Origin of the sequence: Aliiroseovarius crassostreae (assembly GCF_025137635.1) — a bacterium.
Classification (GTDB): domain Bacteria; phylum Pseudomonadota; class Alphaproteobacteria; order Rhodobacterales; family Rhodobacteraceae; genus Aliiroseovarius; species Aliiroseovarius crassostreae.
In genome coordinates, this window is the sequence record NZ_CP080772.1 from 1,260,691 (window position 1) to 1,286,347 (window position 25,657).

26 protein-coding genes and 1 tRNA gene are annotated in these 25,657 nt (G+C 58.2%); 21 read left to right on the forward strand and 6 right to left on the reverse strand.

Annotation, left to right across the window (positions count from 1 at the left end):
- The first annotated feature begins 12 nt into the window (after window positions 1-12).
- The 7 genes from rpmA to K3J57_RS06070 all read left to right on the forward strand — a co-directional run bounded on the left by rpmA (window position 13) and on the right by K3J57_RS06070 (window position 5,611).
- A complete protein-coding gene (gene rpmA / locus K3J57_RS06040; protein ID WP_055191863.1) occupies window positions 13-282 on the forward strand; it encodes a 50S ribosomal protein L27 in 270 nt (89 codons plus the stop codon).
- A 219-nt stretch (window positions 283-501) separates the two neighbouring features.
- Entirely contained in the window at window positions 502-1,041 is a 540-nt protein-coding gene (locus K3J57_RS06045; protein WP_173487426.1) for a GNAT family N-acetyltransferase, read from the forward strand.
- 22 nt (window positions 1,042-1,063) lie between these two features.
- On the forward strand, window positions 1,064-1,570 hold the full coding sequence (locus tag K3J57_RS06050) for a GNAT family N-acetyltransferase (protein WP_259797532.1): 507 nt from the start codon (window positions 1,064-1,066) through the stop codon (window positions 1,568-1,570).
- Entirely contained in the window at window positions 1,567-2,073 is a 507-nt protein-coding gene (locus K3J57_RS06055) for a GNAT family N-acetyltransferase (RefSeq protein ID WP_259794441.1), read from the forward strand. Before K3J57_RS06050 ends, K3J57_RS06055 begins: the two co-directional genes overlap by 4 nt.
- A gap of 113 nt (window positions 2,074-2,186) precedes the next feature.
- Window positions 2,187-3,218 carry a GTPase ObgE gene (obgE, locus tag K3J57_RS06060; RefSeq protein ID WP_173487429.1) on the forward strand — a complete coding sequence of 344 codons (1,032 nt, stop codon included), beginning with the start codon at window positions 2,187-2,189 and terminating at the stop codon, window positions 3,216-3,218.
- Window positions 3,206-4,324, forward strand: a complete 1,119-nt coding sequence (proB, locus tag K3J57_RS06065) for a glutamate 5-kinase (protein ID WP_259786725.1) — start codon at window positions 3,206-3,208, stop codon at window positions 4,322-4,324. The genes obgE and proB overlap by 13 nt, the downstream gene beginning before the upstream one ends.
- A 39-nt stretch (window positions 4,325-4,363) precedes the next feature.
- Window positions 4,364-5,611, forward strand: coding sequence for a glutamate-5-semialdehyde dehydrogenase (locus K3J57_RS06070; protein ID WP_259797533.1), 1,248 nt, complete (start codon window positions 4,364-4,366; stop codon window positions 5,609-5,611).
- Between the two features lie 101 nt (window positions 5,612-5,712).
- On the opposite strand, the gene K3J57_RS06075 is transcribed toward K3J57_RS06070, so the two are convergent.
- Window positions 5,713-6,312 (reverse strand): histidine phosphotransferase family protein, encoded by a 600-nt coding sequence (locus tag K3J57_RS06075; protein WP_259797534.1) that lies wholly within the window; start codon window positions 6,310-6,312, stop codon window positions 5,713-5,715.
- A 29-nt stretch (window positions 6,313-6,341) separates the two neighbouring features.
- On the opposite strand from K3J57_RS06075, the gene K3J57_RS06080 reads away from it, so the two are divergent.
- From K3J57_RS06080 to K3J57_RS06095, 4 genes are all read left to right on the forward strand, one after another.
- Entirely contained in the window at window positions 6,342-6,530 is a 189-nt protein-coding gene (locus K3J57_RS06080; RefSeq protein ID WP_055191879.1) for a DUF3553 domain-containing protein, read from the forward strand.
- A gap of 113 nt (window positions 6,531-6,643) precedes the next feature.
- On the forward strand, window positions 6,644-7,450 hold the full coding sequence (gene olsB, locus K3J57_RS06085) for an L-ornithine N(alpha)-acyltransferase (RefSeq protein ID WP_259794446.1): 807 nt from the start codon (window positions 6,644-6,646) through the stop codon (window positions 7,448-7,450).
- Window positions 7,447-8,325, forward strand: a complete 879-nt coding sequence (olsA, locus tag K3J57_RS06090; protein ID WP_259794447.1) for a lyso-ornithine lipid O-acyltransferase — start codon at window positions 7,447-7,449, stop codon at window positions 8,323-8,325. The genes olsB and olsA overlap by 4 nt, the downstream gene beginning before the upstream one ends.
- A 212-nt stretch (window positions 8,326-8,537) precedes the next feature.
- Window positions 8,538-8,663 carry an entericidin gene (locus tag K3J57_RS06095; protein WP_139231384.1) on the forward strand — a complete coding sequence of 42 codons (126 nt, stop codon included), beginning with the start codon at window positions 8,538-8,540 and terminating at the stop codon, window positions 8,661-8,663.
- A 92-nt stretch (window positions 8,664-8,755) separates the two neighbouring features.
- Here the strand turns inward: K3J57_RS06095 and K3J57_RS06100 are convergent, their stop codons facing one another.
- Together K3J57_RS06100 and K3J57_RS06105 are read right to left on the reverse strand one after the other, a co-directional pair.
- Window positions 8,756-9,400, reverse strand: coding sequence for a thiamine phosphate synthase (locus tag K3J57_RS06100; protein WP_259797535.1), 645 nt, complete (start codon window positions 9,398-9,400; stop codon window positions 8,756-8,758).
- Window positions 9,401-9,502: 102 nt separating this feature from the next.
- A complete protein-coding gene (locus tag K3J57_RS06105) occupies window positions 9,503-9,832 on the reverse strand; it encodes a TfoX/Sxy family protein (protein WP_259797536.1) in 330 nt (109 codons plus the stop codon).
- A gap of 67 nt (window positions 9,833-9,899) precedes the next feature.
- Between K3J57_RS06105 and K3J57_RS06110 the strand changes: the two genes are divergently transcribed.
- Complete coding sequence (locus tag K3J57_RS06110; protein WP_259797537.1) at window positions 9,900-10,643, forward strand: RNA methyltransferase; 744 nt, start codon at window positions 9,900-9,902, stop codon at window positions 10,641-10,643.
- Between the two features lie 80 nt (window positions 10,644-10,723).
- Here the strand turns inward: K3J57_RS06110 and K3J57_RS06115 are convergent, their stop codons facing one another.
- Window positions 10,724-11,203, reverse strand: coding sequence for a disulfide bond formation protein B (locus tag K3J57_RS06115; protein WP_259777188.1), 480 nt, complete (start codon window positions 11,201-11,203; stop codon window positions 10,724-10,726).
- Window positions 11,200-11,778, reverse strand: coding sequence for a YqaA family protein (locus tag K3J57_RS06120; RefSeq protein ID WP_259777189.1), 579 nt, complete (start codon window positions 11,776-11,778; stop codon window positions 11,200-11,202). Before K3J57_RS06120 ends, K3J57_RS06115 begins: the two co-directional genes overlap by 4 nt.
- A 153-nt stretch (window positions 11,779-11,931) precedes the next feature.
- Between K3J57_RS06120 and ypfJ the strand changes: the two genes are divergently transcribed.
- The 9 genes from ypfJ (at window position 11,932) to K3J57_RS06165 (ending at window position 25,039) form a co-directional block, all read left to right on the forward strand.
- A complete protein-coding gene (ypfJ, locus tag K3J57_RS06125; protein WP_173487440.1) occupies window positions 11,932-12,783 on the forward strand; it encodes a KPN_02809 family neutral zinc metallopeptidase in 852 nt (283 codons plus the stop codon).
- Window positions 12,784-13,038: 255 nt separating this feature from the next.
- Complete coding sequence (locus K3J57_RS06130) at window positions 13,039-14,076, forward strand: TRAP transporter substrate-binding protein (protein WP_259786737.1); 1,038 nt, start codon at window positions 13,039-13,041, stop codon at window positions 14,074-14,076.
- A 103-nt stretch (window positions 14,077-14,179) separates the two neighbouring features.
- A complete protein-coding gene (locus K3J57_RS06135) occupies window positions 14,180-14,764 on the forward strand; it encodes a TRAP transporter small permease (protein WP_259797539.1) in 585 nt (194 codons plus the stop codon).
- Window positions 14,761-16,113, forward strand: a complete 1,353-nt coding sequence (locus K3J57_RS06140; protein WP_259797544.1) for a TRAP transporter large permease — start codon at window positions 14,761-14,763, stop codon at window positions 16,111-16,113. Before K3J57_RS06135 ends, K3J57_RS06140 begins: the two co-directional genes overlap by 4 nt.
- 131 nt (window positions 16,114-16,244) lie before the next feature.
- A tRNA-Leu gene (locus tag K3J57_RS06145) sits at window positions 16,245-16,330 on the forward strand.
- A gap of 62 nt (window positions 16,331-16,392) precedes the next feature.
- Entirely contained in the window at window positions 16,393-17,496 is a 1,104-nt protein-coding gene (locus K3J57_RS06150; protein WP_259797547.1) for a cystathionine gamma-lyase, read from the forward strand.
- Between the two features lie 1,215 nt (window positions 17,497-18,711).
- Window positions 18,712-18,894, forward strand: coding sequence for a hypothetical protein (locus K3J57_RS06155; protein WP_259794454.1), 183 nt, complete (start codon window positions 18,712-18,714; stop codon window positions 18,892-18,894).
- Between the two features lies 1 nt (window position 18,895).
- Complete coding sequence (locus tag K3J57_RS06160; RefSeq protein ID WP_259797552.1) at window positions 18,896-24,085, forward strand: Hint domain-containing protein; 5,190 nt, start codon at window positions 18,896-18,898, stop codon at window positions 24,083-24,085.
- A gap of 261 nt (window positions 24,086-24,346) precedes the next feature.
- Window positions 24,347-25,039: a Hint domain-containing protein gene (locus K3J57_RS06165; protein ID WP_259797555.1), complete on the forward strand. Its 693-nt coding sequence runs from the start codon at window positions 24,347-24,349 to the stop codon at window positions 25,037-25,039.
- On the opposite strand, the gene K3J57_RS06170 is transcribed toward K3J57_RS06165, so the two are convergent.
- Complete coding sequence (locus K3J57_RS06170) at window positions 25,015-25,656, reverse strand: nucleotidyltransferase family protein (RefSeq protein WP_311196500.1); 642 nt, start codon at window positions 25,654-25,656, stop codon at window positions 25,015-25,017. The genes K3J57_RS06165 and K3J57_RS06170 overlap by 25 nt on opposite strands.
- Window position 25,657 lies beyond the last annotated feature (1 nt).

Genomic DNA, 25,657 nt, shown 5'->3' on the forward strand with positions numbered 1-25,657 from the left:
AGGAGAGATAGCATGGCACATAAAAAAGCTGGCGGTTCATCCCGTAACGGCCGCGACTCAGCCGGTCGTCGCCTTGGTGTAAAGAAATACGGTGGCGAAGCCGTCATCCCGGGCAACATCATCGTGCGTCAGCGCGGCACCAAGATGTGGCCGGGCGCCAATGTGGGCATGGGCAAAGACCACACCATCTTCGCAACCAGCGAAGGCAAGGTGCAGTTCCACAAAGGCCTGAAAGGCCGCACCTTTATTTCGGTTCTCCCGGTGGCGGAGGCCGCTGAGTAAGCCGAAACCTGCAAGGTTTGAAAAATCCAGGGGCCGGCGTGATCGCCGGCCCTTTTTCTTTGGTCCGACGCCTCCCATATGGGGTTTAGGAAAATTTAACCATTTTGACGTCATGCTCCTCGCGCGAACCATGGTGGGGCAGGCAATCAACAGGCAATTGAGGGGCATGGTCCAGCCAGACCCCGACTGGAAGTCAGAGCTTTTCGAGGAGGGAAAGCCATGATGCATGATATGATTACCAATCAGCCCGTGATCGAAGCAGATCGGTTCGTGCTGCGCCCGGTGCGCAAATCCGATGCGGGTCCTATGGCGCTTTATGCCAGCGATCAGCGCGTCGCCAACGGCACCCGCTCGATCCCCCATCCTTTGCCGCCCGGTGCGACCGAAGGGTTCATTGCCCGCGCGCTTGAAAGCACACGCAAACAAGAGGTTTGGGTGATGGATGGTGCCCGGGATGGCCAGCGGGAAGTTCTGGGGGTGATCACACTGTCCCGTCTTGATCGCAACCAGTCAGAACTGTCTTACTGGGTGGCGCCTGCTTTCTGGAATGGCGGCCTCGCGTCCGAGGCGGTTCGGGCGCTGATCGAGGCCAACCCGCTGGACAACAGCACGATCTTTGCCTCGGTCTTTCAAGACAGCCCCGCCTCGGCCCGTGTGCTGACCAATGCAGGGTTCGAATATATCGGGGATGCAGAAAGCTTTTCCGTCTCGCGTAATGCCGCGGTGCCAACCTGGACCTATTCGCGCAAGCTTGCCTGAGGACTGGACGAAAGGGTGGGGCATGTTGATCGAGACTGAGCGGTTCACGCTGCGCCCTCTTTCGGTGCGGGATCGTGACCAAGTGGTGAAGGGGCTGAATGATTACGAGGTCACAAAATGGCTGACCGTCGTTCCCTTCCCCTATGGTCCGGCAGATTTTGACGGGTTCTTGGCGTTTCTTGAAGGCAAACCCGCCCATGAGGCGCTGGCCATCTGCAAGGGAGAGGGTGTTCTGGGCGTGATCGGGATTGGCGACAGTCTGGGATATTGGCTGGCCCGCTCTCATCAGGGGCAGGGCGTCATGACCGAGGCGGCGAGGGCACTGGTCGATTGGTATTTCTGCAATACGGATGCCGACACTCTTTTGTCCGGTCATTTCCATGGCAACAAATCCTCACGGAATGTTCTGACCAAACTTGGATTTCTTTCCACCGGGCAGGTGGAACCAGCCTTTTGTGTGTCGCAGAACAAGACCCAGGATCTGGTCAAGCTCTGCCTGACGCGTGCGGATTGGGAGGGGCGGACATGATGACGCGCCTGGTAACCCGGCGACTTATGATGCGCCGGACGGAGCCCGCTGATCTGGAGGCCCTGCACGCGCTTGTATCGCATCATGATGTGGTCAAGATGACGGCAACCTGGCCCTGGCCTGCGGAGCGCGATCATACCCGCGCCCGCTGCGTGCCCTCAGATCCGCAATTGGGCATGGTGGGACAGGTATTTCACAAAGGTGAGCTGGTGGGCAGTATGGGGATCGCGTCGCGGGACGGCCAACTGCCCGAAATGGGTTATATGTTCGCGCCTGCCCATTGGGGCCGGGGATTTGCCACGGAGATGGGGCAGGCGCTGATTGCGCATTGCTGGCAGCGCTATGACTGGACCGAGATTTCGGCCTGTGTGTTCGGGGACAACCCCGCCTCGGGCCGGGTGCTGGAAAAGCTTGGCTTTGTTGCAACCGGCCCCTGTCGTGGCTATTGTCGGGCGCGGGATGCGGAGCTTCCGACACTCACCTATCGTCTGTCCCGCCCGTAAGCCCACGGTTTTCGCGGCTTATTGCGCACAAAGCCCTGCAAAGACTTGAGCACGCGCCCATTTCCCTCTATCGCCAGTATTCACTAACACAGCCCACCAGAAAGGCACATGTCATGAAGTTTCTCGATCTCGCCAAGGTCTATATCCGCTCTGGTGGCGGTGGGGGGGGCTGCGTGTCTTTCCGGCGCGAAAAGTTCATTGAATATGGTGGACCGGATGGTGGTGATGGCGGCAAGGGCGGGTCCGTGATTGCCGAAGTGGTCGAGGGGCTGAACACCCTTATTGATTTCCGCTATCAGCAGCATTTCTTTGCCGATAATGGCCGCCCCGGCATGGGCAATCAGCGCACCGGCGCGGATGGCAAGGATATCGTGCTGCGCGTGCCGGTCGGGACCGAGATCCTCGACGAAGATCAGGAAACCGTGCTTGCCGACCTGACCGAAGTGGGGCAGCGCGTGGTGCTGGCCAAGGGCGGCAATGGCGGTTTTGGCAACCTGCATTTCAAATCCTCGACCAACCAGGCGCCGCGTCGCGCCAATCCGGGGCAGCCGGGGGTGGATCGCACCATCTGGCTGCGCCTGAAACTGATTGCAGACGTGGGGCTGCTGGGGCTGCCCAATGCGGGCAAATCAACCTTCCTCGCGGCGACCTCAAATGCGCGCCCCAAAATTGCCGACTATCCGTTTACCACGCTTCACCCCAACCTGGGTGTGGTTGGCGTTGATGGGGCCGAGTTTGTGGTTGCAGACATTCCCGGCCTGATCGAAGGGGCCAGCGAAGGGCGTGGACTGGGGGACCTGTTTCTTGGTCATGTGGAACGCTGCGCGGTGTTGCTTCACCTCGTCGATGGCACGTCTGATGATGTGGCGGGCGACTGGCAGACCATCATCACCGAGGTTGAAGCCTATGGGGATATCCTCGGGGGCAAGACCCGCGTGACGGTTCTGAACAAGGTGGATGCGCTGTCGGATGAGGAACTGGCAGAAAAACAGGCTGAGCTTGAGGCCGTGGCTGGCCCGGTCCTGCTCATGTCCGGGGCGGCGCAGAAAGGCACGATCGACGTGTTGCGGGCGCTGCGCCGGGAAATCTCGGAAGATCGCATTCGCCAGAAACCCGCAGAGGAGCCCGAGAAATGGCAACCCTGAGCGGGACACTGGCCAACGCCCGGCGCATTGTCGTCAAGATCGGGTCTGCATTGCTGGTTGATGCGCAAACAGGGGCCCTGAAATCGGATTGGCTGGCATCGCTGGCAGAAGATGTCGCCTGGCTCAAGGGGCGGGGCGCTGACGTGGTTTTGGTGTCTTCCGGCTCCATTGCGCTGGGACGAGGGGTGCTCGGGCTGACACCGGGAACCCTGTCGCTGGAACAGGCGCAGGCGGCTGCCGCCGTGGGGCAGATCCGTTTGGCCCGTGCATATGAACAGGCGCTGGCCCATCACGGTGCCACCACCGCACAGGTGCTGGTCACGCTGGAAGACAGCGCAGATCGCCGCCGCTACCTGAATTCCCGTGCCACGCTTGAGACGCTGCTGTCCCTGGGCGCGGTGCCGATTGTGAATGAAAACGATACGGTGGCAACGGATGAGATCCGTTTTGGCGACAATGATCGCCTCGCGGCGCAGGTTGCCGTCACCATCGGTGCCGACCATCTGGTGCTCCTGTCGGATGTGGACGGGCTTTATACCGGAAATCCGCGGGTTGATGCCTCTGCCACACGGTTTGACGTTATTGATGAGATCACCCCGGAAATCGAAGCGATGGCGGGGGATGCGGGAACCGGTCTGTCAAAGGGCGGCATGAAAACCAAGGTGATGGCCGCCAAAACCGCAACCGGGGCAGGCTGCGCCATGACCATCACCGAAGGGTCGCGCTTCAATCCCTTGAAAACGCTGGAAGAAGGGGCGCCGAGCACTTTGTTTGTTGCAGGCACGGACCCCAAGACATCTCGCAAGAAATGGATTGCGTCGATGAAGCCGCAAGGCGATATCGTTGTGGATGCGGGCGCTGCCCGTGCGCTGGGTCAGGGAAAGTCCCTGCTGCCCGCCGGTGTCAGTGCCGTCTATGGCAGTTTCGGTCGTGGGGACAGCGTGACCATTCATGGCCCGGATGGGGTGCATATCGGGTCGGGTCTCAGCCGCTATACCGCAGACGAGGCCCGCGCCATTGCCGGAAAACGCTCTGACCAGATCGAGGCGGTTTTGGGCTATTCCGGCCGGGCCGCACTTATTCATCGGGACGATATGTCCCTGTAAATCAAAAAGCTAAACGAAAAACTTCACACGGAGAGTGAGATGAGCGACGACATCAAGACGATGATGACCCAGATCGGTGAACGCGCAAAAGCTGCGTCCAGGGAACTGGCCTTCGCTCCATCCGAGGCAAAGGAAACCGCGCTGATTGCGGCCGCAGAGGCCTGTTGGGCGCGACGGGATGAAATCATCGCCGCCAACGCGCAGGACATGGCCTATGGCCGTGAAAAAGGGTTGTCGGATGCGATGATGGATCGCCTGATGCTCGACGAAGACCGGATCCAGGCGATGTGTGAGGGCTTGCGCACGGTTGCCCGGCAGGATGATCCGGTCGGTCAGGTGACCGAAGAATGGGATCGCCCCTCGGGGTTGCATATCAAGCGGGTGCGCACCCCTCTTGGTGTGATTGGCGTGATTTATGAAAGCCGCCCGAATGTGACCGCCGACGCGGGCGCGCTCTGCCTCAAGGCTGGCAATGCCGTCATCCTGCGTGGGGGATCAGAAAGCTTCCATTCCGCCGGCGTGATCCATGCCTGCCTGCAGGATGGGCTGCGTGCCGCCGGGTTGCCCGTGGATGCCATTCAACGCATTCCGACCCGTGACCGCGCCGCTGTCAGTGAAATGCTGACCATGACCGATCATGTGGATGTGATTGTGCCGCGCGGGGGCAAAGGGCTTGTCGGGCTGGTGCAACGCGAAGCCCGCGTGCCGGTTTTTGCCCATCTCGAAGGCATTGTGCATATCTATATCGACAAGGATGCAGACGCCGAGAAGACCGCGCGTGTGGTGATGAATGCCAAGACCCGGCGCACCGGCATTTGCGGAGCTGCGGAATGTTTGCTGATCCATAAGGATGCACAGGAGCTGGGCCAGAAAGTGATCAATGATCTGATGGCCGCCGGGGTTGAAGTGCGTGTGGGTGCCGGGCTGTCCGGCAGCGTTGCCGCAACCGAAGAGGACTGGGGCAAGGAATATCTTGACCGCATCATTGCCGCCAGACTGGTCGAGGATGTGGATGGGGCCATTGCCCATATCAACCGGTATTCCTCGTCTCACACCGATGCGATCATGACGGAAAATGACGCCACCGCCGCGCGGTTCTTCACCCGGCTCGACAGCGCCATCCTGATGCGCAATGCCTCCACCCAGTTTGCCGATGGGGGCGAGTTTGGCATGGGGGCCGAGATTGGCATCGCCACCGGCAAGATGCATGCGCGTGGACCGGTCGGGGCAATGCAGCTGACCAGTTTCAAATATCTTGTGGAAGGTGACGGCACCACCCGCGCCTGATCCCGTCTTGAAAATCAGCAAAAAGGGCGCAAAAAATCCAGCGCCCTTTTTCTTGCGCCAAATACCTCCGCCGGAGGCATTGCGTGCAGCGCAAAACTACTTCAGAACATCACGTTGATCGAATTGTCAGTCAGGGTGACCTCGGCCTGGCGTCCCTGCCGCGCCAGTTCCGGTGCAATCAGGGCATAATGAACCTGCGCGGGCAAAACATTGGTGGTTTGGTCCGGCTTGGTAATCAGCGCCCAAAGTGCAGGATCGGTGTTGAACCGGTCGGCCTCGGCCCAGAGGCTCCAATACCCGTCCTGTTCCGTCACCACGATCTTGCCGCCCCAGGGCATGGCCGTTTCCATGCATTGCAGGACAAGAAACGCGAGCTTGACCTGACCGCGGGGCTGATCGCCAACCGGGGTCCAGAGAATTTCAACCCTGCGCCCTTCACCTCCCGCGGAAAGCACCGCACGGATTTCACGTTCAGCCACATTTTGCCCGTCATTGGCAGATCCGAAAGCCACGCGGAAAAATCGGATCCTTGCATTGGCATTCTGCACACTTTCCGAGATCAGAGCCATCTCCGGGCTGTCCCCAAGGCCAGACAACTCCAAAAGCTCAACCCCATTGCTGATTGCGCCCAAAGGGCTGATAAGGTCATGGCAGATCCGTGATCCGATCAGGGCGGTCAGGTCTCTGGTCGCGGTGGTCATGGGGTGCTCCTGTCAGGAAAGGGCTAAATATGAATTCACTCTTGGAACCGGGGATGCTCGTGCGCCATCCCATGCAGCCCGATTGGGGGCTTGGGCAGGTGCAAAGCAATATTGGTGGCAAGGTGACCGCCAATTTTGAACATGTCGGCAAACAGGTAATTGATACGAACGTGGTAGAGCTCATGCCGGTTTTCGATAGTGATGACACTCAATCCTAGACAATTGGTTAAGAAGCAGCAACCAATGCGTGTGCGTGGCGGCGTTGCATCGCGTAAGGGCTCGACGTAAAACCGCGTTGGAAACCGGTGCCGGTGTATGAGGACAAAGCGACATGCAAGGGGCAGAGCCTGTGTTTGAGCTGAGATTGGCGCGTGATGCGGCAGATCTGCGCGCAGCCCAGCGTTTGCGCTATGATGTGTTTGTGCGGGAACTGGGCAGTGGCGGACCACTGGTGGACCACGACCAGATGCTGGAAAAAGATGTGTTCGATCCCTATTTCGATCACCTGATTCTGTTTGACCACGCGCGCGAAGGGTCTCCTGCGGTTGGGGTGTATCGCCTGATGCGGGGCGAGCGGATGACAGCAGAGCAGGGCGGTCCGGGCCGGTTCTATTCCGAGGATGAGTATGATCTGACCGTGCTTAAAACCTCGGGTCGGAAACTTCTGGAACTTGGGCGATCCTGCGTGCATCCCGATTATCGTGGCGGCACGGCGATGCTGCATCTGTGGAACGGCCTGGCCAGCTATGTCGCTGAACATGAAATTGAAATCCTGTTCGGGGTCGCCTCGTTTCATGGCACGGATATCGACGCCTTGAAGGGGCCTTTGTCCCTGCTGCATCATCGCCATCTGGCCCCGCCAGAGCTGCGGACCACGGCGCAGCGTGACGTCTATCAATCCATGAACCTGTTGCCCGAAGATCAGATCGACCGGCCTGCTGCCATGCGCGCGGTGCCTGCGCTGATCAAGGCCTATCTGCGCGTCGGTGGATTTGTGGGAGACGGGGCCTTTGTCGATCACGGTTTCAACACCACCGATGTCTGCCTGATCATGGATACAAAGCGGATGAGCGCCAAGCACAAAGCCTATTACACTGAGGGTAAGACCGGCCCCAGAAATACGGAGCAGAAAACATGACCGCTCTTTGGCGTGGGGAAGAGGAACCGGGGGCGTTTCGTCCCGGATGGGCTGGCGGCATTCGGGCTGTCCTGCGCGGCGTGCCTCTGGCCATTCTCGTCTTTGGAGGCCTGCTGGTGCTGCTGCTTGTGCGCCTGATTGAGCGCCCCTTGTTTGGACTGAATCGTCCGATCACCCCTTTTATCACGCAGTTTGTCTGTCGATCGGCGTTTTTCGTGCTGGGCATCCCGTTCTCCGCGCGTGGTGGGCAAATGCGCGAAAAGGGCGCGGTGGTGGCCAATCACGGGGGGTGGCTTGATATCTTTGCCCTCAACGCCAAGAAACGCGTCTATTTCGTGTCAAAGGCTGAGGTCGCTTCCTGGCCCGGGATCGGCTGGCTGGCCCGCGCCACCGGCACCGTGTTCATCAAACGCGACCGCAAAGAAGCGACCAGCCAGATCGGGATATTTCGGGATCGTCTGTCCGCAGGTCATAAGCTTTTGTTCTTCCCTGAGGGCACATCGTCGGACGCGCGCCGTGTTCTTCCTTTTAAATCAACGCTTTTCGCGGCGTTCTTTGCGCCGGAGCTGCGCAGTTTCATGTGGGTTCAGCCGGTCACGGTGCGGTATTTTGCGCCCGAAGGAGAAGATCCGCGCTTTTATGGTTGGTGGGGGGATATGGCCTTTGCCCCGCATCTGCTGCAAACCCTTGCGGCACGGCGTCAGGGCCGGGTTGAGGTGGTCTATCACAAACCGGTCAAGGTGACCGATTTTGCGAACCGCAAGGCTCTTGCGGCCCATTGTGAACATGAGGTGCGCAATGGGCTGGGAGAGTTGGATGTTGAAACCACGGATCCCGAGGTGCTGGCGGATCTGGGCAGCGTGCACCAACCCTGAATTGCCGGTTTTCCAATCGGAGATTTGTCGCTAGATTGCCGGGGAAAGGATATACCAAGAACAGCTGTCGGGTATATCTGTCACATCAATAAAGCGTTTCGGCTTTAACCTGACAAAGGGTGAAACCGAAACGCGGCAAGAGAGATCAATAATGCGGGCGTTTCGTGATAACCATGTCTCAGGTTAATCACGAAACGTTTTAGGGTGAAAAGATGACAAAACGATTTGCGATGATGTCCTGCCTGTTGGCGATGGTGGCTCTGGCGGGGTGTGAAACGGTCAAGGGCGCGTCACGGGATGTGCATTCCGGGGCCGAGACCGTGCAGGGCTGGTTCTGAGCGGTTTTTCGCATTTCATCTGCTGAAAATGAAAACCCCCGCCTGCCTGTCAGCAGAACGGGGGAATTTTCGCGCTCTTGTCTGTGGTCTGATCAACCAGCCAGTCCCTCGTCCATGGCGTTGATCAGGGTTTTCAGCGCGGCCACGGGATCTTCCATGCGCCAGATCTCTTCTCCGATGGCAAAAAAATCGGTGATCGGGGTCAGGGCGCGGATGATATCTGCATCGAGCGCCCCCTCGGCCACAACCGGCACTTCGATCATCTCGCTCCACCAGCCAAACAGCTCGGCCTCTGCGCGGGTGCCATCGCCAAGGGTGGACAGGCCCGCGGGGCCAAAGCTGACATAATCCGCGCCGTTTTCGCCCGCATTCATGCCTTCGTGGCGGGAGTTGGTGCAATAAGCACCAACAATGGCATCCTGCCCCAGATCGGTGCGGGTCTTGCGCACGCGGCGCGCGCCATCACCCAGATGGACCCCGTCCAGCCCAAGGCGTTCCACCATCAGGGCATGTTCCGAAATCACGATCGGCACGTCGCGCGCATGGGCCACTTCGCGGCAGACATCTGCGGCGCGCATGATCCGGTCCTCATCCGAGGTGGCCAGCATCAGGCGCAGGCAGGCGATTTCGGCACTGTCAAGCACGCGGGCCAGATCGGTGGGGAAGGTCGACAATTCGAATTCAGGCGGGGTCAGCAGGTAGATCTGCGGGCGTTCCAACTCTTGTGCTTCAGCCATATCATGATCCTTTCCGGGTGGTCCGTCCCAATTCTTTTTGCGCTTATTGAGCCAAATCGCATATTTTGCAAGAGGCGGGTGGCGTGACCTCTCCCAAGAGGTCTATTTGGCGGGCAAAGTGGCGACAAACCCCTGTGCCAGTTGCAAAAGCTGCGCACGGGTCTGGTCGTTTTCCAGCGCGTCGGGAGAGACATCGACAAATCCCCCCATCCGGCGCCCGGTGAACGCCATCGGCACCACCCCGTCCAGCGCCAGGGCAAGCCCTTCATTGTCCTTGCCAACGCGATACATCGCCCCGTTTTTGTGCACGCCGCACAGCATGTTTCCTGCCAGCAGGAAGGCCACACCGCCAAACATCTTCTTTTCCGAAATGTCGGGCAGCCCGATCAGATCCCGAGCAAGGATTTCGTAAGTTTCCGTATCATAGGCCATGGCGCCTCCTTGCAATTCCGGTCAGGGCCAGCGTATCACGGCGCGACGTTTTGGAAAGGTCTTGGTCATGAGCGAAATGGGTCCTGATCCCGCAATTGTGCTGGTGCGCCCACAAATGGGCCAGAATATCGGTTCGGCTGCGCGGGCAATGCTGAATTTCGGGTTGGAGCGGATGCGGGTTGTCGCCCCGCGGGACGGCTGGCCGAACCCGGATGCGGTGGCCATGGCCTCGGGGGCCGGGCGGGTTCTGGATGGCGCAACGGTGCATGACAGCGTGGCTGATGCGGTGGGGGATTGTGACTTTGTCTTTGCCACCACCGCCCGGTCACGGGAATTGAGCAAGCCGATTTTCAGCCCGGAAGCGGCGATGGAATACACCCGCCAGATGCAGCGCGAGGGTCGCAAGGTGGCGGTCCTGTTCGGGCCTGAACGCACCGGGCTGGAGAACGAGGATGTGGCGGTGTCCAATGCGATCATCACCGTGCCGGTGAACCCGCAATTCGCCTCTCTGAACCTGGCGCAATGCGTGCTTCTGACCGCTTATGAATTTCGCCGTCAGTCGGTTGATGTGCAGCATGAGGTTCTGTCGATGCCCACAACAGAGACCGCCACGGTGATCGAGGTGGACAAGCTGGCTGAGCATTATGAAACCCGGCTGGATGAACACGGGTTCTTTTTCCCAGATACCAAGGCCGAGGTGATGAAGGTTGCCCTGCGCAATATGTGGAGCCGCATGCCGCTGACCCGGCAGGATGTGCAGATGTTTCACGGGATCCTGCGTCAGCTTTTACGCAAAATCGACGGCAAATAACCTTATTGCCTGTCTGAAACGAACGGCCCAGCCGGTCCAATGGTGTCTTCGGCTGGGCGCCTTTGGGGCAATGCGCGCGATCAGATTGCTTTTCGTGCGGCCATGACCCAGATCCCGGCCAGCACCAGAGAGCCTAGCGCGTTCAGGTTGGCCATGGTCACGCCAAACAGCTCCCACGGGATTTCATCACACCGCACCAGCGGGGCGGTGAGGATTGAGTTCAGCAACTCCTCCTGCGACAGCTCGCCAATGGACGACCCGCCCGAGCAGGAGCTTGGCCCCTCCCAGAGTTTGCGTTCAACGCCGGAATGATAAAATCCGATGCCGGAGGTGGTCAGCGCCGACAGGGCCCCAAGCCAGGCAATGATACGTTTTTGCGTGGCAATCGCCGCGCCGCCCAGCGCAATGGCCGCTGCATGAGGCCAGCGCTGCCACAGGCACAGTTTACAGGGCGTGTAGCCAAGCGCCTGAAAGGCGAAAGCCCCGCCAAGCACAAGGATCGACCCCAGCGTCGCAAGTGCCACAAGTTGGGTGAAGGTCAGGTTGCGGATCATGTTCATAGGTATTTCACCAGATAGAAGCCCCCGAAAAGGAGCACGATAAAGACGGTAAAGACAAGACCAAGACGGCGTTCGATAAAGTCCCGTATGGGCGCGCCAAACTTCCACAACAGCCCCGCGACAATGAAAAAGCGCAGGCCGCGTGCAATCACCGAGGCCACCATGAAGACGGTAAAGTTAAGCCCGGTGGAACCCGACAGGATGGTGATCACCTTGTAGGGGAACGGGGTGACCCCCGCGATCAGCACCGCCCAGGCCCCCCAGTCATTATAAGTGCGGGCAAAGCTGTCGAAACTGTCGGTCTTGCCATAGAACTCCAGCACCGGACGTCCCACGCTTTCAAACACGCCCCATCCGATCAGATAGCCGAACATCCCGCCCAGAACCGAGGCGACCAGGGCCACAGCTGCGATCACAAAGGCTTTGCGCGGGGCGGCGATGATCATCGGGATCATCAGAATATCGGGCGGAATGGGAAAGACCGAGCTTTCCAGAAAGGCCACAATGGCCAGCGCCCAAAGCGCGCGCGGATGTTCCGCAAGCCCCATTGTCCAGTTGTAAAGACGCCTGATCATACCCGCTCTCAGCTTATCTGCCCGAAGTCCCGTTCGGTGTTGGGCACCACGAAACATGCGCAAGGGATGAGGTCAAGCCTTGTTGCGTCATGCGGGCTTGTGACCGGGAAAAGGTCGGGTAAACTGATCGTGAGTTCACTGTGGGAGAGTATCATGAAGTGGAAGGGACGGCGCGGCAGCCGCAATATCGAAGATCGGCGGCGGGCCGGGGGACGTGCGCGCGGGGGTCTTCAACTTGGGGGCTTCGGCATTCTCGCGGTGCTCGCGATCGGCTATTTCACCGGGGTCGATGTCACCCCGTTGCTGCAGGACAGCCTGTCACCGCAAGCCCCACAACAGGTCGAGATTTCGGAGGCGGACCGGCAAGCCGGGGAGTTTGTGTCCGTCACGCTTGCGGATACGGAGGAGGTCTGGTCAGGGATTTTTCGCGACCAGCTCGGGGCCGCTTATAACCCGGTGACGCTGGTTTTGTACAAAGGGGTGACGCAAAGCCCCTGTGGCGGGGCCTCGGGTGCAACTGGACCGTTCTATTGTCCGGGGGACCGCAAAGTCTATCTCGACACGGCTTTTTTCACCACCTTGTCCCGGCAATTGGGGGCCAAGGGGGATTTTGCTGCGGCGTATGTCGTGGCGCATGAGGTGGCCCATCACGTGCAAAACGAGCTGGGGATCCTTGGAAAAGCCAATCGCGTGCGCCAACAGGTCAGCCAGGAGGAAAGCAATGCGATTTCGGTGCGGATCGAGTTGCAGGCAGATTGTTTCTCGGGACTTTGGGCGCGGGAGGCCGAACAGAAATTCGGAACGCTGGAACGGGGTGATTTGCAAGAGGCAGTGAATGCGGCCCGTCAGATTGGCGATGACACGCTTCAGCGCAATGCGGGGCGCACCCCGATGCCGCATACTTTCACCCATGGCAGCTCCGCCCAGCGCGCCGCCTGGTTCGAGCGCGGATACGGCACGGGTGACATTCAGGCCTGTGATACCTTTTCGGCCAACAGGCTGTAGACAGGGATTATCACGGGAGAGTTTTGTAAAATCCGTTCGGAATCTTTCGAAATATAACGCGTTAAGAAAAATGTTGCTTATGCAACGAATTCCTGCTTTGAATGCGGATAAGGGGACAAGTAAAGCCGACCGCTCGGTCGAAAGTGCTTGCCTAAGAGCGCCAAGCCTGCTCTTATCACAAAGACGGATCGGTTACGGCAGCAAGAGGAGCACCGGGACCGGGCTGTGAAACACATGCGTTTTGGGAGGAACGAAATGAAACTAACCTTGAAATCCGCTCTTGTCGGTGTCGTGGCTCTTGGGGCCTCGGCCAGTGCCAGTTTTGCCCAGGAAGTGACCCTGCGCTGCCAGCACTTCCTGCCGCCAAAGGGCTCGACCCCGCTCTATTTCATGGCACCCTGGGCCGAGAAGGTAGAGAAAGACAGCGGTGGCCGCATCAAGGTCGAGCTTTACCCGGCGATGCAGCTGGGGGGTAAGCCGCAGGCGCTTTATGATCAGATCCGTGATGGCGTGATTGATTGTGGCTGGGCTCTGCCTGCTTATACGCCGGGCCGTTTCCCCGAAGCCGAAGCCTTTGAACTGCCCTTCATGACCGGACGCAACGCCGCGGCGTCGTCGAAAGCCGCCTGGGAGTTTTCAGAGAAATACCTGATGGAGCGGATGGGTGACGTCAAACTTCTGGCCACGCACGTGCACGGTCCGGGTGTGATCCACAAAAAAGGCGAACCGGTCATGCAATTGTCCGATTTTGAGGGGCTGAAACTGCGTGGACCGTCGCGTCAGGCCAATGCGCTGTTTGAAACGCTCGGGGCGACCCCGGTTGGTATGCCGCTGCCGACCTTCCCGGAAAGCCTGTCGAAAGGCGTGGTCGAAGGGGGCGTGATCCCGTGGGAAATCGTGCCGCCGTTGAAAGTGCATGAGCTTGCCGACAGTCACACCGAGATCCCGGGCGACCGGTCGCTTTACAACACCTTCTTCATCTGGGCGATGAACAAGGACACCTATGCCGGCCTGCCGGATGATCTGAAAGCCGTGATCGATGCCAACTCAGGCCTGGAAACCTCGGCCTGGGCAGGGGCCTCTTTTGACAAAGGGGATGTGATCGGGCGTGAGATTGTTGCCGGAACCGATAACAAGATCCATGAGCTGAGCGCCGAACAGGTGGCCGAGATCAAGGCGATCGGGGATGCCCAGATCGAAGCCTGGGCCGCCGACATGACCTCAAAAGGTCTGGACGGTGCGGGCATGGTGGCCGACGCCAAGGCCCTGGTCGCAAAATATTCCGATCAGTGATCCGCTGGTAAACACATCCCTCCGGGCAGGCCGAGATGCCTGCCCGGAGTTTTCTTGAGAACCACCCGAAACATAGCGGGTCGAGAAAGAGGGAGGGGGCATCATGGCTATCGCCAGATCCGCAGAGCAGCGCGTTGGTCGCCTGATGGAATTTCTAAGTCGCTGGATGGCCTATTCAGGGGGCGCCGTGCTGGTCGCCATCGCCATGACCACCGTCATATCCATCGTCGGGCGGGCCTTGTCAGGCTTTGGGCTGACCCCGGTCAAAGGGGATTTTGAAATCGTTGAAATGGGCTGTGCCGTGGCGGTTTTTGCCTTCATGCCCTGGTGTCAGTACAAGCGTGGCCACGTGACGGTTGATATTTTCATCTCGCGCCTGTCCGACCGCAAGCAGGCCCTGTTGGGGTTTGTCGGCGATGTTTTCCTGACCGGTGCCGCTTTTATCATCCTGTGGCGTCTCTGGCTCGGGTTTGGTGAGAAATTCCCCTATGGCTCTGACACGTTCCGCACCCTGTTTGGCCTCGGGTCCAAGCCCTTCTTTGCGGAAAGCTCTTATGAACTGGAAGTGCCGCTGTGGATCCCGTTTGGTCTGTGCACCATCGGGGCCGCGTTCTTCTTTGTTGTCGCCACCTATACCATGTGGCGATCGCTCAATTGGGTTCTGGATGGCAAGGAGAGCCACGTATGACCGGTATCGAACTTGCCATCCTCGCCTTTGCGCTCATGCTTCTGGCGATCTTCCTTCGCCTGCCGATTGGTCTGGCAATGGGGCTGACCGGGTTTTTTGGGATCTGGTATATGATGGGGCACCCGAAGGTGACGCTGAGCCAGTTGAAAACGCTGTCTTATGACACGTTCAGCTCTTATTCCCTGTCGATTGTGCCGCTGTTTTTGCTGATGGGGCAATTTGCCACCAAATCCGGCATGTCCGGGGCGCTGTTCAATGCGGCATCCGACTGGCTGGGGCATCGCAAAGGCGGTGTGGCGATGGCGGCCGTTGGCGCCTGCGCAGGCTTTGGCGCGGTTTGCGGATCGTCGCTGGCTACGGCCTCAACCATGGGGCAGGTGGCCCTGCCGGAAATGCGCAAGCGCGGCTATTCGGACGCGCTGTCAACCGGTGTTCTGGCCGCGGGCGGCACGCTGGGCATCCTCATTCCGCCCTCGGTGATCTTGGTGATCTACGCGATCTTGACCGAGCAGAACATCGTCAAGATGTTCATCGCAGCGCTTGTTCCGGGCATTCTGGCCGCTCTTGGGTATATGCTGACCGTGGCAGTCATGGTGCGCATCAACCCGGACAGCGCCACCACGGCAGAACGTGTGCCTTATGCCCATCGGTTCAAAACACTCCTGTCGATCTGGCCCGTTGTGCTGATTTTCGGACTGGTCATGGGCGGGATTGCCGGTGACTGGAACTGGAGCAAGGCCGGCGTGCAGGCGCTGTTTACCCCCACTGAAGGCGCGGCCGTGGGGGCCGTTGCCACCGGGCTTTACGGGGTGATGACCGGCGGGCTGAGCTGGAAAGGGTTCCTGCAATCTGTCCTCGCCACGGCGCAATCCACGGCAATGATCTTTTTCATCGTGCTGGGTGCGCAGATCTTCAATTCCTTCCTCGCCTTTACCCAAGCGCCGCAGCAGCTGGCCGAATGGGTGGCCGGGCAGGGATATGCGCCGCTTCTGGTGCTGGCGATGATGCTGGTGGCCTACCTGATCTTTGGCTGCGTGATGGACAGCCTGTCGATGATCCTGCTGACCATCCCGATCTTTTACCCGATCATTGAAGTGCTCGATTTCGGGCTGACCCCGGAAGAAGCCGGGATCTGGTTTGGTATCCTTGCGCTGATCGTGGTGGAGGTGGGGCTGATCACGCCGCCGGTGGGGATGAACCTTTTTATCATCAACTCGATGGCGCGCGATATTCCCATGGCGCAGACCTATCGTGGCGTGGCCCCGTTTGTCCTGTCCGACCTGATCCGCGTCGTGGTTCTGGTGGCCTTTCCGGGCATCACCCTCTGGCTGGTCGGTGTGTTGTTCTAATCCGAAGGTGTCGCCCTTTGGCGCCAGCGTGACCCCGTTTCGTGAAAAACCGAAGCGGGGTCATACTTTATCCAAAAACCGCAATTTCCCCCGTTGACCTCCCCGCGTGGCGATTGTATCCGATGTGAAGTGCCCAAGTGGCGGAATGGTAGACGCAGGGGATTCAAAATCCCCCGCCTTTGCGGGCGTGCCGGTTCGAGTCCGGCCTTGGGTACCACACTCCTCGCCAACCCCGAACCGCGGACCGATGCAAGGTCCGGCTGTTGTGGAGGGGTAATTATGTCCGATCAAAAGAAACTGGCTGATCTTCTGCATCTGCGCGGGCAGGGGCTTTCGAAAGGCGATCCGATCGCCCCACCTCTGGTGAGCAGTTCAATGTTCCACCTGCCAGGTGCTCCGGACGGGTTTGCGGCCTATGGCCGGGTGGATAATCCGACATGGGATGCTGTGGAACATATGCTGTCCCACCTGGAAGAGGCACCCTGTGTGGCGTTTCCCTCGGGCATGGGGGCAATCTCGGCCGCGCTGTTTGCCACGGTCCAGGCCGGGGACCGGGTGCTGATCCCATCTGATGGGTATTACGTAACCCGGGTTCTGGCGCGCGAATTCCTTGCGGGGCTCGGGGTTGACGTGGTTGAGAAACCAACAAGGGACTATGACCGGGAAGATATGGCCGGTTATCAGGTTGTCTTTATCGAAACCCCGTCCAATCCGGGACTGGATCTATGTGATCTTGCAGCGGTGGCACAACGTGTACGGGCGTCCGGTGGGATTTCGATCGTGGACAACACCACAATGACCGCTCTGGGGCAGCGACCGCTGGATCTGGGGGCGGATATCGTCGTGGCGTCGGATACCAAAGCTCCGGGGGGGCATTCAGACCTGTTGATGGGCCACGTGGCCACGCGCAACGAAGCGTTGCTGAACCGGGTCAGGGACTGGCGCAAGATGTCGGGCGCGATCCCAGCGCCACAGGCGGCTTGGTTGCTGCATCGAGGTCTGGAGACGCTGGAGGTGCGGTTTGACCGGATGTGCCACTCCGCCGGAAAGATCGCTGCGGCCTTGAGGTCGCATCCTGCACTGTCGGATCTGTGCTATCCGGGGTTGGAGGACCACCCGTCCCACGCGTTGGCACAGCGGCAGATGACGCGTTTCGGCTTCCTGGTGACATTGACCCTTGCGGATGAGGACAGCGCGGAGCGGTTCATCAATGGGTGTGATCTGCTGCGCCCGGCCACCTCGTTCGGAGGCGTGCACAGTTCGGCTGAACGGCGCGCGCGTTGGGGGGATGCAGTGCCGTCAGGGTTTGTGCGGCTCTCGGTCGGTTGTGAGCCAACAGAGGCGCTTCTGGAGGCGCTGAAAACCTCTCTGGACAAGCTGTAACCTGTTTGGCGCACCTGCGGGACCAGCGGCTTATGCGGCGCCCGACATGTCTGAAAACGACCGCCGTCGCACAACCCTCATAGGTAAAAAAACGCGAGCGTCTTGCGGGGAGGGGAGCGTTTTCCTCTCTCTTAAAGCGTTTCGGTTTTAGCCTGACACAGGGCAAAACCGAAACGCGGCAGGAGATATCAATGTCGTGGGCGTTTCGGAATAAACATGTGTCTCAAGTTAATCCCGAAACGCTTTAAGCGAGGTTCGCAGGCCGCGAAATTTGCCCGGCTCTCGAATCGGATCTGCCGGGAAATGTTGTTTCTGAATTGATTTCAATGTTCGGGGAAACCGGAAATTGACGCCCGGAAAACGGGTTTTTCCGGGTCAGATCGCTGTCGAGTTTAAAAAAATTTTATCGTTAATGTTTACCTTAAGTCACCCTCTAGACTATCGCCTAGATCGAAACAAACCCGCGCTTAAGGAGAGGTGGTCTGGGCCAAATTACATCCTAAAGGCGGTATGAAATTGCTGGTAATGGCTTTTTCTTGCAGAATGCAACATCTCTGGGTTGTAATTCTGGGTTTGGATGGAAACAATTCCTTTCATGGTTAAGTTGTCATTCCCTCTTCGGCTCCATGAAAATTAACCATTTCGAGACGTTACGGGCAGGTCGGTTGCATTTTTCCCCTTTGGAATGAGAGTAGATTTCGATAAATTGTAACTGCCCGACTGGGGGGTAATGTCATAAGGCCACGGGGGCGGCCGCACGTAAAACATGGAGAAGTCCGTGTATCGAGTGTGTCCGTAATTTGTGCTGCACAGCCATTTGACAGGGTGACGCATGAAAGCAGGTAGAGGCATTCTACCGGTGGTTCATGCTGCGGCTTTGTCTGGCCCGACTTCTCCTCAATAGGGTGTGTAAGGAGTGTGTTCGTATGACTGGGTCGGTTTCTGCTAACCGGCCAGCAAAGTCAGGCGAGCTTGGGACGAAATAGACGCGATGTGGTCCGACATGTCGAGACCGTGCCGGAACAGGGTCAACCTGGCAGGTACGCCTCATCGGTTGGAAACAGAGGTTGGAACGTCCTGCGCATCTCTTACGCGGTAATGTGGGGTTTTGGCACATTGGTTATTGGGAATGCCAAGTGCTTTTGGGGTTGAGAGGAACGTTAGGTGAATAGTGGTTTTTTCTGCATGTGCAATCGGGGGGCGCTGCGTCCGTCCTTGGCATATGCGCTGCCAGTTCCGGACAATTTTCATCAAACGCCGTTTGGTCATACCAAGCGTGAGCTTGCCGTGTTGTCAGCGCGGCTTTTCGACGGAATATCCGGCGTTCTCTCTTCTATTTATGTGATTTTTGCTGCCAAGCCTGGGACCGCAGCGGATGTGAGCAAAGGGACCAATTGAAATGACTGCCTATACTTATCCGACATTGATCTATCTTGGAAATTTTGCCACGACCGACAGCTATGAGGGGGATTATACCTCTGAATACGCGGGTAATCTTGTGGGGGTATCCAAGGATTACTCTGAAATGCAATTGGTGCAGGTCACCGCGGTCGATATCGATCATGACGGTGTCATGGAAGACGATGAGTGCAACCCCAATTGCGATTACATCAGCTACAATCTGGGATCGGGTTCCACCAGCCAATATACCGATGGCACGATGGAGTTGAAGGTCCTGCTGACCCTGGCCGATGGCTCTCAGAGCTATGTTGATGTGGTGGCCATGCAGATGCAGAACGGTGACCTGTTCATCTCTGATCTGCTGAACGGAGGCACGTTGGATAATCTTGAGATCTCGAATGTCGAGATTGTTCAGGTCAATGGCGCAAACTATTCCGGCTGGTATACCAATCAGAGCGTGGACAATACCACGCTGGTTGCACCCGACCCCCAGCAGGACGGGATTGTCGAGGGGACTGAAGGCGCGGATGTGATTGATGTCAATTACACCGGTGATCCCGATGGCGATATGATCGACAATGGCGATGCGATCCTGCCAGGCGAGGCGCCGCAGGATGATATTGTCATCGCGAAAGGGGGCGATGACCTGGTGAAATCCGGCGAAGGCGATGACGATGTTTTCGCGGGCGCCGGGGATGACACCGTTTATGGCGGCGCCGGGAATGATCTGATTTATGGTGACAGCGACAATGCGTCGGGCACCCAGACGGTTCGGGAAAGTTTTGAGTGGGACAAAGCCCCGGATCCCGATGACAACACAAGCATTGATAATGACGACTTGCTGACCAGCTTCACCCAGAATACGGGCAATGTGGATGTGAGTTTCACTCTCGTGAACCAGAGCTATGGCTCGGTGACCGAATTCTCCACCGACCAGCAGAACATCAGCGATATCCATGGCGATGGTGAGGTGATCAACGCCAACAGCTCGCTCGACAACGTGTTGAATGGGGCCGGAAACACCGCGACCTACAAGCTTGAGTTCTCGTCGGATGTTGAGAATATTTCCTTTAATATCAATGATATTGATGGCGATGGTGTTGTAAAGGTTTATGCCTATGTGAATGGGGAGCGGGTCGAGGTTGATATTGATGGCGGCTCCAAGCTGCTGCTCAAGGATACCGACGGACATGCGGGCAACGAGACGATCGACAGCTCGGGTGGCTATCTTGAAGACACCAGCGACGAGTATTCTGCGACGATCTCCATCGCAGGACCGGTCGACATGATCGTGATTGTTCATTCGCAAGATGGCGACAACAATTCGGGCATCAATATCACCGATGTGTATTTTGATGCCGAGGGCAGCGGTGGATCTGGTCTTGGGGCTGGAAATGACGTGCTGCATGGCGGCGAAGGTGATGACACCATCCTGGGTGAGGCCGGGGATGACAGCATTACCGGTGGCACGGGCAATGATGTGATCGGGCAGGCGCCCAGCACCGGCCCTGGCCCGGAGCTTCTTTTGAACGGCTCATTCGAAGACGGCACCCATTCGGCCAACTCGGTTGATGGCCTGACCGGATGGAATACCGTCACGGGGTCGCCGGACAGTGCCGATGACGGCACCGGCGCGGAATCCTGGAACCCGGCGCTGGATGCGTCCGATGGCACCGGTTACGTGACGATGTGGAGCTACACCACCGGGCCACAGGAGCAGATTTCACAAACGCTGAGTGAAGAGCTTCAGGCAGGGGCGGAATACACGTTCAGCTTCAAAGCCTACTCGACCGATTATATCAACGGGCAGTGGTTTACCCCGTCTGACATCCCGGTGACGTTCGAAATCCTCGACCAGAACGGCAATGTTCTGGGCACTACCACTGTGCAGGGGACGGATTACGAGGATTATCAGATCACCTTTACCGCGCCTGCAGGCGTAACCGGCATTCAGCTGCGCCCGAATGGCACAAGCGACAATTCCGGCACCTATCCGGCTGTCACTCTGGACGAGGTGTCCCTGACGCTGACAAATGCGGAGACCACCGATGCGGGGCTTGGCAATGACACGATGGACGGTGGCGAAGGGGACGACCTGATCTATGGTGGTGCGGATAATGACACGATCATTGGCGGCACCGGTCAGGATACGCTGCACGGGGATGATGACCGTGACCTCTTCATCGGCGCCAATGCCGGTGACTTCGTCGATGGTGGCGAAGGCGGGGATGATTTCGATACGCTGGATCTGTCCGGCTCCGGTCCGCTGCGCGTGGATTATGACGCCAGCAATCCTGAAAACGGGACGGTCACCTTCTTTGACCAGTATGGCACCCCGACCGGCACCATGGATTTCATCAATATCGAGAATGTGATCCTGCCTCCGAACCAGGGACCGGATGCCAATGATGATCTGGCAACCGTGGATGAAGACAGCTCGGTCGTGATTGCCGTTCTGGATAATGACACCGATCCGGAAGGGGACCCGCTGACGGTTACCTCGGCCTCGGCCGACCATGGCACTGTCACAATCAATCCAGACGGAACCCTGACCTATACCCCGGACCCCAATTACAACGGGCCGGACAGCATCACCTATTCCGTTTCGGATGGAAACGGTGGCACGGATACCGCCAGTGTTGATGTGACCGTGACCCCGGTGAATGACGCGCCTGTTGCGGTCGATGACAGCGCGACCACGGCCTATAACAGCTCCGTGGTGATCCCGGTTCTGGACAATGATACGGATGTGGATGGTGACCTTCTGACCGTGATCAGCGCCAGCTCGCCGGATGGGGATGTGACAATCAACCCGGATGGAACGCTGACCTTTGACCCGAACCCGGGTTTCGAAGGAGATGCGACCATCTCGTATACCGTGTCCGATGGCAATGGCGGCACGGATAGCGCCAATGTGACCGTAACGGTTGAAGAGCAGCCCCTGGACGGGATTGTTCAGGGCACCGATGGCAATGACCTGATCGACGTGAACTATACCGGCGATCCCCATGGCGACATGATCGACAATGGCGATGCAATCTTGCCGGGGGAAGATCCTGACGATGATATCGTGCTCGGGTTCGAAGGGGACGACACGATCCTGTCCGGTCTGGGCAATGACGATGTCTATGCTGGCAGCGGGGATGACTCGGTTGAAGGTGGCGTTGGCGACGACCTGATCTATGGCGACAGTGATTTTGATCCCACTGCCGGGGCCGAACCGGTCACTGTCTCCATCAATATTTCGAATGCAGCGTTCGAGAATGAAGTCTTTGCCTACACGATTGATCCGGACACCGGAGAGATCACCAATGTGGTGACACTGACGCCGAACGCCCATGACAATATCGGTGATAGTTTTGAATATACCACCATCCCAGGTGCCACGATCGGTGTCGGGATTGTCAGCCCTGAAGGCACGTTCTACTCGTCCGGCTATGGCGACAATGTGGATCTGAACCCGGATGGGCTTGTGCACACAACCGGCGTCAGCGAAAACCCCGATGGCTCGATTTCCATTGGTTTTGAAGATCTGAATGGGTTGGGTGATGCGGATTTCGACGATGTTGTCGTGACCATTGACCTCACCAATTCGGGTGTGACCTTTGACAATGCCCATTATGAATACAGCTCTCCCGTGCCGGGTGAGGTGATTGATACTGGCGCCAATGGCAATGACACGCTGAATGGTGGCGATGGCGACGATACGATCCATGGTGAGGGAGGCGACGACCTGATCGATGGTGGTGCGGATGATGACGTCATCACCGGCGGTGACGGCTCCGATACGGTTCTGGGCGGGGACGGCAATGACCTCATCGACACCTCCGGATCGGAACCTGCTTCGGATTACGGGTTCGAACCCTATGTCCCGCAAGACACCGATATGGAAAATGACCGCGACAGCGTTGATGGCGGGGCTGGGAATGACACCATCTCGACCGGAGATGACCGCGATACCATTACCGGTGGCACCGGGGAAGACAGCATTGACGGCGGTCTGGATGATGACATCATCGATGGTGGCGCGGACAATGACTCGATCATTGGTGGCCACGGTGCGGATGATATCGACGGCGGCACCGGCAATGACACGATCTGGGGTGGGCTTGGCTCCGGTACGGATGATCTGAACATCATCGACGCCAATGATCCGCGCCCGGACAATGGGCTGGATACGATCCATGGTGGCGAAGGCCATGATGTCATTTACGGTCAGGACGATGACGATATCCTGTATGGGGATGCCGGCAATGACACGATCGACGGTGGTATCGACGAAGACAGCATCTATGGCGGCGAAGGTGATGACAGCCTGCTGGGCAGCCAGGGCGATGACCTGATTGACGGCGGTGCCGGCAATGACCGCATGTTCGGTGGCGATGACCGGGATACCTTTGTCAATGTGAATGCCGGCGATTACGTGGATGGCAACGAAGGCGGAGACGATTACGACACGCTTGATCTGAGCGGCTCTGCGCCCGACAATGGCTCACTCCATGTCACCTATGACCCGAACAATGCCGAAAACGGTGTGGTTGAGTTCTTCGATGAAAACGGCATCAGCACCGGCACGATGGAGTTCTTCAATATTGAGAACGTCATCCCCTGCTTCACACCGGGCACGCTGATCGCAACGCCGAAAGGTGAACGCCGGGTCGAAGAACTTCAGGTTGGGGATCGCGTGATTACCCGCGACAATGGCATTCAGGAAATCCGCTGGACCGGCGCCAAACCGATCAGCTGGCAGGAAATGCAGGGGGCCAACCACCTCAAGCCGATCCTGATCACGGCGGGCTCTCTGGGCAATGGGTTGCCGGAACGCGACATGATGGTCAGCCCGAACCACCGTGTTCTGGTCGCAAACGACCGCACCGCGCTTTATTTTGACGAACGCGAAGTGCTGGCAGCGGCCAAGCATCTGGTCAACAACAAGGGGATCTTCCAGGTCGAGCCGCGCGGCACAACCTATCTCCACTTCATGTTCGACAATCACGAAGTGGTTCTGTCGGACGGGGCATGGACCGAAAGCTTCCAGCCGGGTGATCACTCGCTCAAGGGGATCGGAAATGCGCAGCGCAACGAGCTTTTCGAACTCTTCCCGGAATTGGAAACACGGGAAGGGCTGGAAGATTTCTCAGCGGCACGCCGCACGTTGAAAAAGCATGAGGCGGAATTGCTGAAATGAGGAATCAGTCGATTTAGAAATCGCTTTCTTCAGGTTTCCGCGGGGGCTGAAACCAAAGGGCTCACGCATTAGGCGTGGGCCCTTTCCATGTTTTCACCCCCTGAGTGAAAATTGGACAATTCCGCGGCAGAAATCTGGTGGCTTGATGGGTAAAACACTGAAATTTAGTCGAATTTATCTGTAATTTATGTTGTCTGTTCACATTTTGGGCATGTTTGATCAGTAAGTTCGAGGGACGAAGTGTTTTTCCGAGGTGAGTCAATGTTACTTCTCCGCAATACAGGCCGGTTTGTTGAAAATGAACTGAGTTGTCTGGACGTTTTGCAAACCCATGGGGAGCCAATCTCCTCGGTGAGCCGCGCGTCTGAGAAATTCAGCACATCCGGCCTGTCTTGCAATACGCCGGTAAAAACCGCTCGCGGAACAGTGCTGGCGCGCGACCTTCGTGCAGGAGATCTGGTGAAAACAAAGGATCACGGATTTCAGCCGCTCCGTTGGATCGGCCGCTCCCGTCATACCGCAAGTGACGCCGCTTTGGTTCGGGTGTTGAATGATGACCACAGCCGCAGTCAGATGTTGATGACGGCGGATCATCTCGTGTTGTTTCACTCTACCCATGCGGAGCTTCTGTTCGGCAAGTCAGAAGTGCTGTGCCCGGCGCGGGGCCTGGCAGTTTCGAACCGGTTGGAACTGGAAATCTCGGCAACGCCAACCATGTGCCACCTGCTGTTCGACGGGTTCGAACTGATCCATGCAGGAGATTTCTGGGTTGAAAGCCTTGTGCCTGATATGGCGCGGATCAAAACAGTCGCCCCGAATTTCGCAAGTGAGATCATTGCCGCTCTGCCGCGGCTTGCGCATGATCAGTCGATTGCCAATTATCTGCAGGACCGGATTGTGCTTGATGAGCGCGAGGCCGGTGTTCTGGTTCAGCTTGAACAGGACCGCTGCTGATACCTAACCCAATCTTCCTCGGTATCGAGATCCAGAATGGCGGCGTCGCCGGGCAGGGGGATCAGATGGATCTTTTCCCCGGCCAGTATCTTCTGTGCCCCATGGTCACCGGATAGCTGTGCAATCCGGCCAAACAGACGCCGGGGAAGACGGACAGGATGGCCCGGTTTGCTTTGGCGCGAGCTGTTTTGGCACGAAGCGCCACGCCAAATTTCGTCTGACTGCCCCGTATGGGCGACGGTTTGCATGTGGCCTGAGGTAATTTCGGGCATGTCCGCAAGAACAATCAGAACACTGTCATACCGGCCATCAATATGCGCCATGGCCGTAGAAAGGCTCTCTCCGATACCAAGATGAGCGTGAGGGCTGGGGACCGGGGTGATCCCGCATGTGCGGGCAATGTCCCAGCGACCGGGAAAACTCTGTTCCGGTGGCAGGATCAGAACAAGATCCAACCCGCTGCCGCGCACCGCGTCGATCCGATCTTCAAGAAGGGTCTTTTGCAAGCCTGCCCGTGGGAGGGGCAACAAAAGCTTGTCGATTGGGGGCTGCCCCCCCATCCGCTGCGACTGGCCTGCTGCCAGAAGAACAACACAAGGATGGGGGGACGCCGTCATT

What these genes read in the sequence shown, in the direction of transcription:
- K3J57_RS06160 (WP_259797552.1), top strand. Translation starts at nt 18,896, where the DNA reads ATGACTGCCTATACTTATCCGACATTGATCTATCTTGGAAATTTTGCC.
- K3J57_RS06135 (WP_259797539.1), top strand. Translation starts at nt 14,180, where the DNA reads ATGGCTATCGCCAGATCCGCAGAGCAGCGCGTTGGTCGCCTGATGGAA.
- K3J57_RS06080 (WP_055191879.1), top strand. Translation starts at nt 6,342, where the DNA reads ATGAATTCACTCTTGGAACCGGGGATGCTCGTGCGCCATCCCATGCAG.
- K3J57_RS06120 (WP_259777189.1), bottom strand. Translation starts at nt 11,778, where the DNA reads ATGATCAGGCGTCTTTACAACTGGACAATGGGGCTTGCGGAACATCCG.
- K3J57_RS06055 (WP_259794441.1), top strand. Translation starts at nt 1,567, where the DNA reads ATGATGACGCGCCTGGTAACCCGGCGACTTATGATGCGCCGGACGGAG.
- ypfJ (WP_173487440.1), top strand. Translation starts at nt 11,932, where the DNA reads ATGAAGTGGAAGGGACGGCGCGGCAGCCGCAATATCGAAGATCGGCGG.
- K3J57_RS06115 (WP_259777188.1), bottom strand. Translation starts at nt 11,203, where the DNA reads ATGAACATGATCCGCAACCTGACCTTCACCCAACTTGTGGCACTTGCG.
- K3J57_RS06165 (WP_259797555.1), top strand. Translation starts at nt 24,347, where the DNA reads ATGTTACTTCTCCGCAATACAGGCCGGTTTGTTGAAAATGAACTGAGT.
- proB (WP_259786725.1), top strand. Translation starts at nt 3,206, where the DNA reads ATGGCAACCCTGAGCGGGACACTGGCCAACGCCCGGCGCATTGTCGTC.
- K3J57_RS06070 (WP_259797533.1), top strand. Translation starts at nt 4,364, where the DNA reads ATGAGCGACGACATCAAGACGATGATGACCCAGATCGGTGAACGCGCA.
- K3J57_RS06170 (WP_311196500.1), bottom strand. Translation starts at nt 25,656, where the DNA reads ATGACGGCGTCCCCCCATCCTTGTGTTGTTCTTCTGGCAGCAGGCCAG.
- rpmA (WP_055191863.1), top strand. Translation starts at nt 13, where the DNA reads ATGGCACATAAAAAAGCTGGCGGTTCATCCCGTAACGGCCGCGACTCA.
- K3J57_RS06130 (WP_259786737.1), top strand. Translation starts at nt 13,039, where the DNA reads ATGAAACTAACCTTGAAATCCGCTCTTGTCGGTGTCGTGGCTCTTGGG.
- obgE (WP_173487429.1), top strand. Translation starts at nt 2,187, where the DNA reads ATGAAGTTTCTCGATCTCGCCAAGGTCTATATCCGCTCTGGTGGCGGT.
- K3J57_RS06105 (WP_259797536.1), bottom strand. Translation starts at nt 9,832, where the DNA reads ATGGCCTATGATACGGAAACTTACGAAATCCTTGCTCGGGATCTGATC.
- K3J57_RS06075 (WP_259797534.1), bottom strand. Translation starts at nt 6,312, where the DNA reads ATGACCACCGCGACCAGAGACCTGACCGCCCTGATCGGATCACGGATC.
- olsA (WP_259794447.1), top strand. Translation starts at nt 7,447, where the DNA reads ATGACCGCTCTTTGGCGTGGGGAAGAGGAACCGGGGGCGTTTCGTCCC.
- K3J57_RS06110 (WP_259797537.1), top strand. Translation starts at nt 9,900, where the DNA reads ATGAGCGAAATGGGTCCTGATCCCGCAATTGTGCTGGTGCGCCCACAA.
- K3J57_RS06150 (WP_259797547.1), top strand. Translation starts at nt 16,393, where the DNA reads ATGTCCGATCAAAAGAAACTGGCTGATCTTCTGCATCTGCGCGGGCAG.
- K3J57_RS06095 (WP_139231384.1), top strand. Translation starts at nt 8,538, where the DNA reads ATGACAAAACGATTTGCGATGATGTCCTGCCTGTTGGCGATGGTGGCT.
- K3J57_RS06140 (WP_259797544.1), top strand. Translation starts at nt 14,761, where the DNA reads ATGACCGGTATCGAACTTGCCATCCTCGCCTTTGCGCTCATGCTTCTG.
- K3J57_RS06045 (WP_173487426.1), top strand. Translation starts at nt 502, where the DNA reads ATGATGCATGATATGATTACCAATCAGCCCGTGATCGAAGCAGATCGG.
- olsB (WP_259794446.1), top strand. Translation starts at nt 6,644, where the DNA reads ATGCAAGGGGCAGAGCCTGTGTTTGAGCTGAGATTGGCGCGTGATGCG.
- K3J57_RS06100 (WP_259797535.1), bottom strand. Translation starts at nt 9,400, where the DNA reads ATGGCTGAAGCACAAGAGTTGGAACGCCCGCAGATCTACCTGCTGACC.
- K3J57_RS06050 (WP_259797532.1), top strand. Translation starts at nt 1,064, where the DNA reads ATGTTGATCGAGACTGAGCGGTTCACGCTGCGCCCTCTTTCGGTGCGG.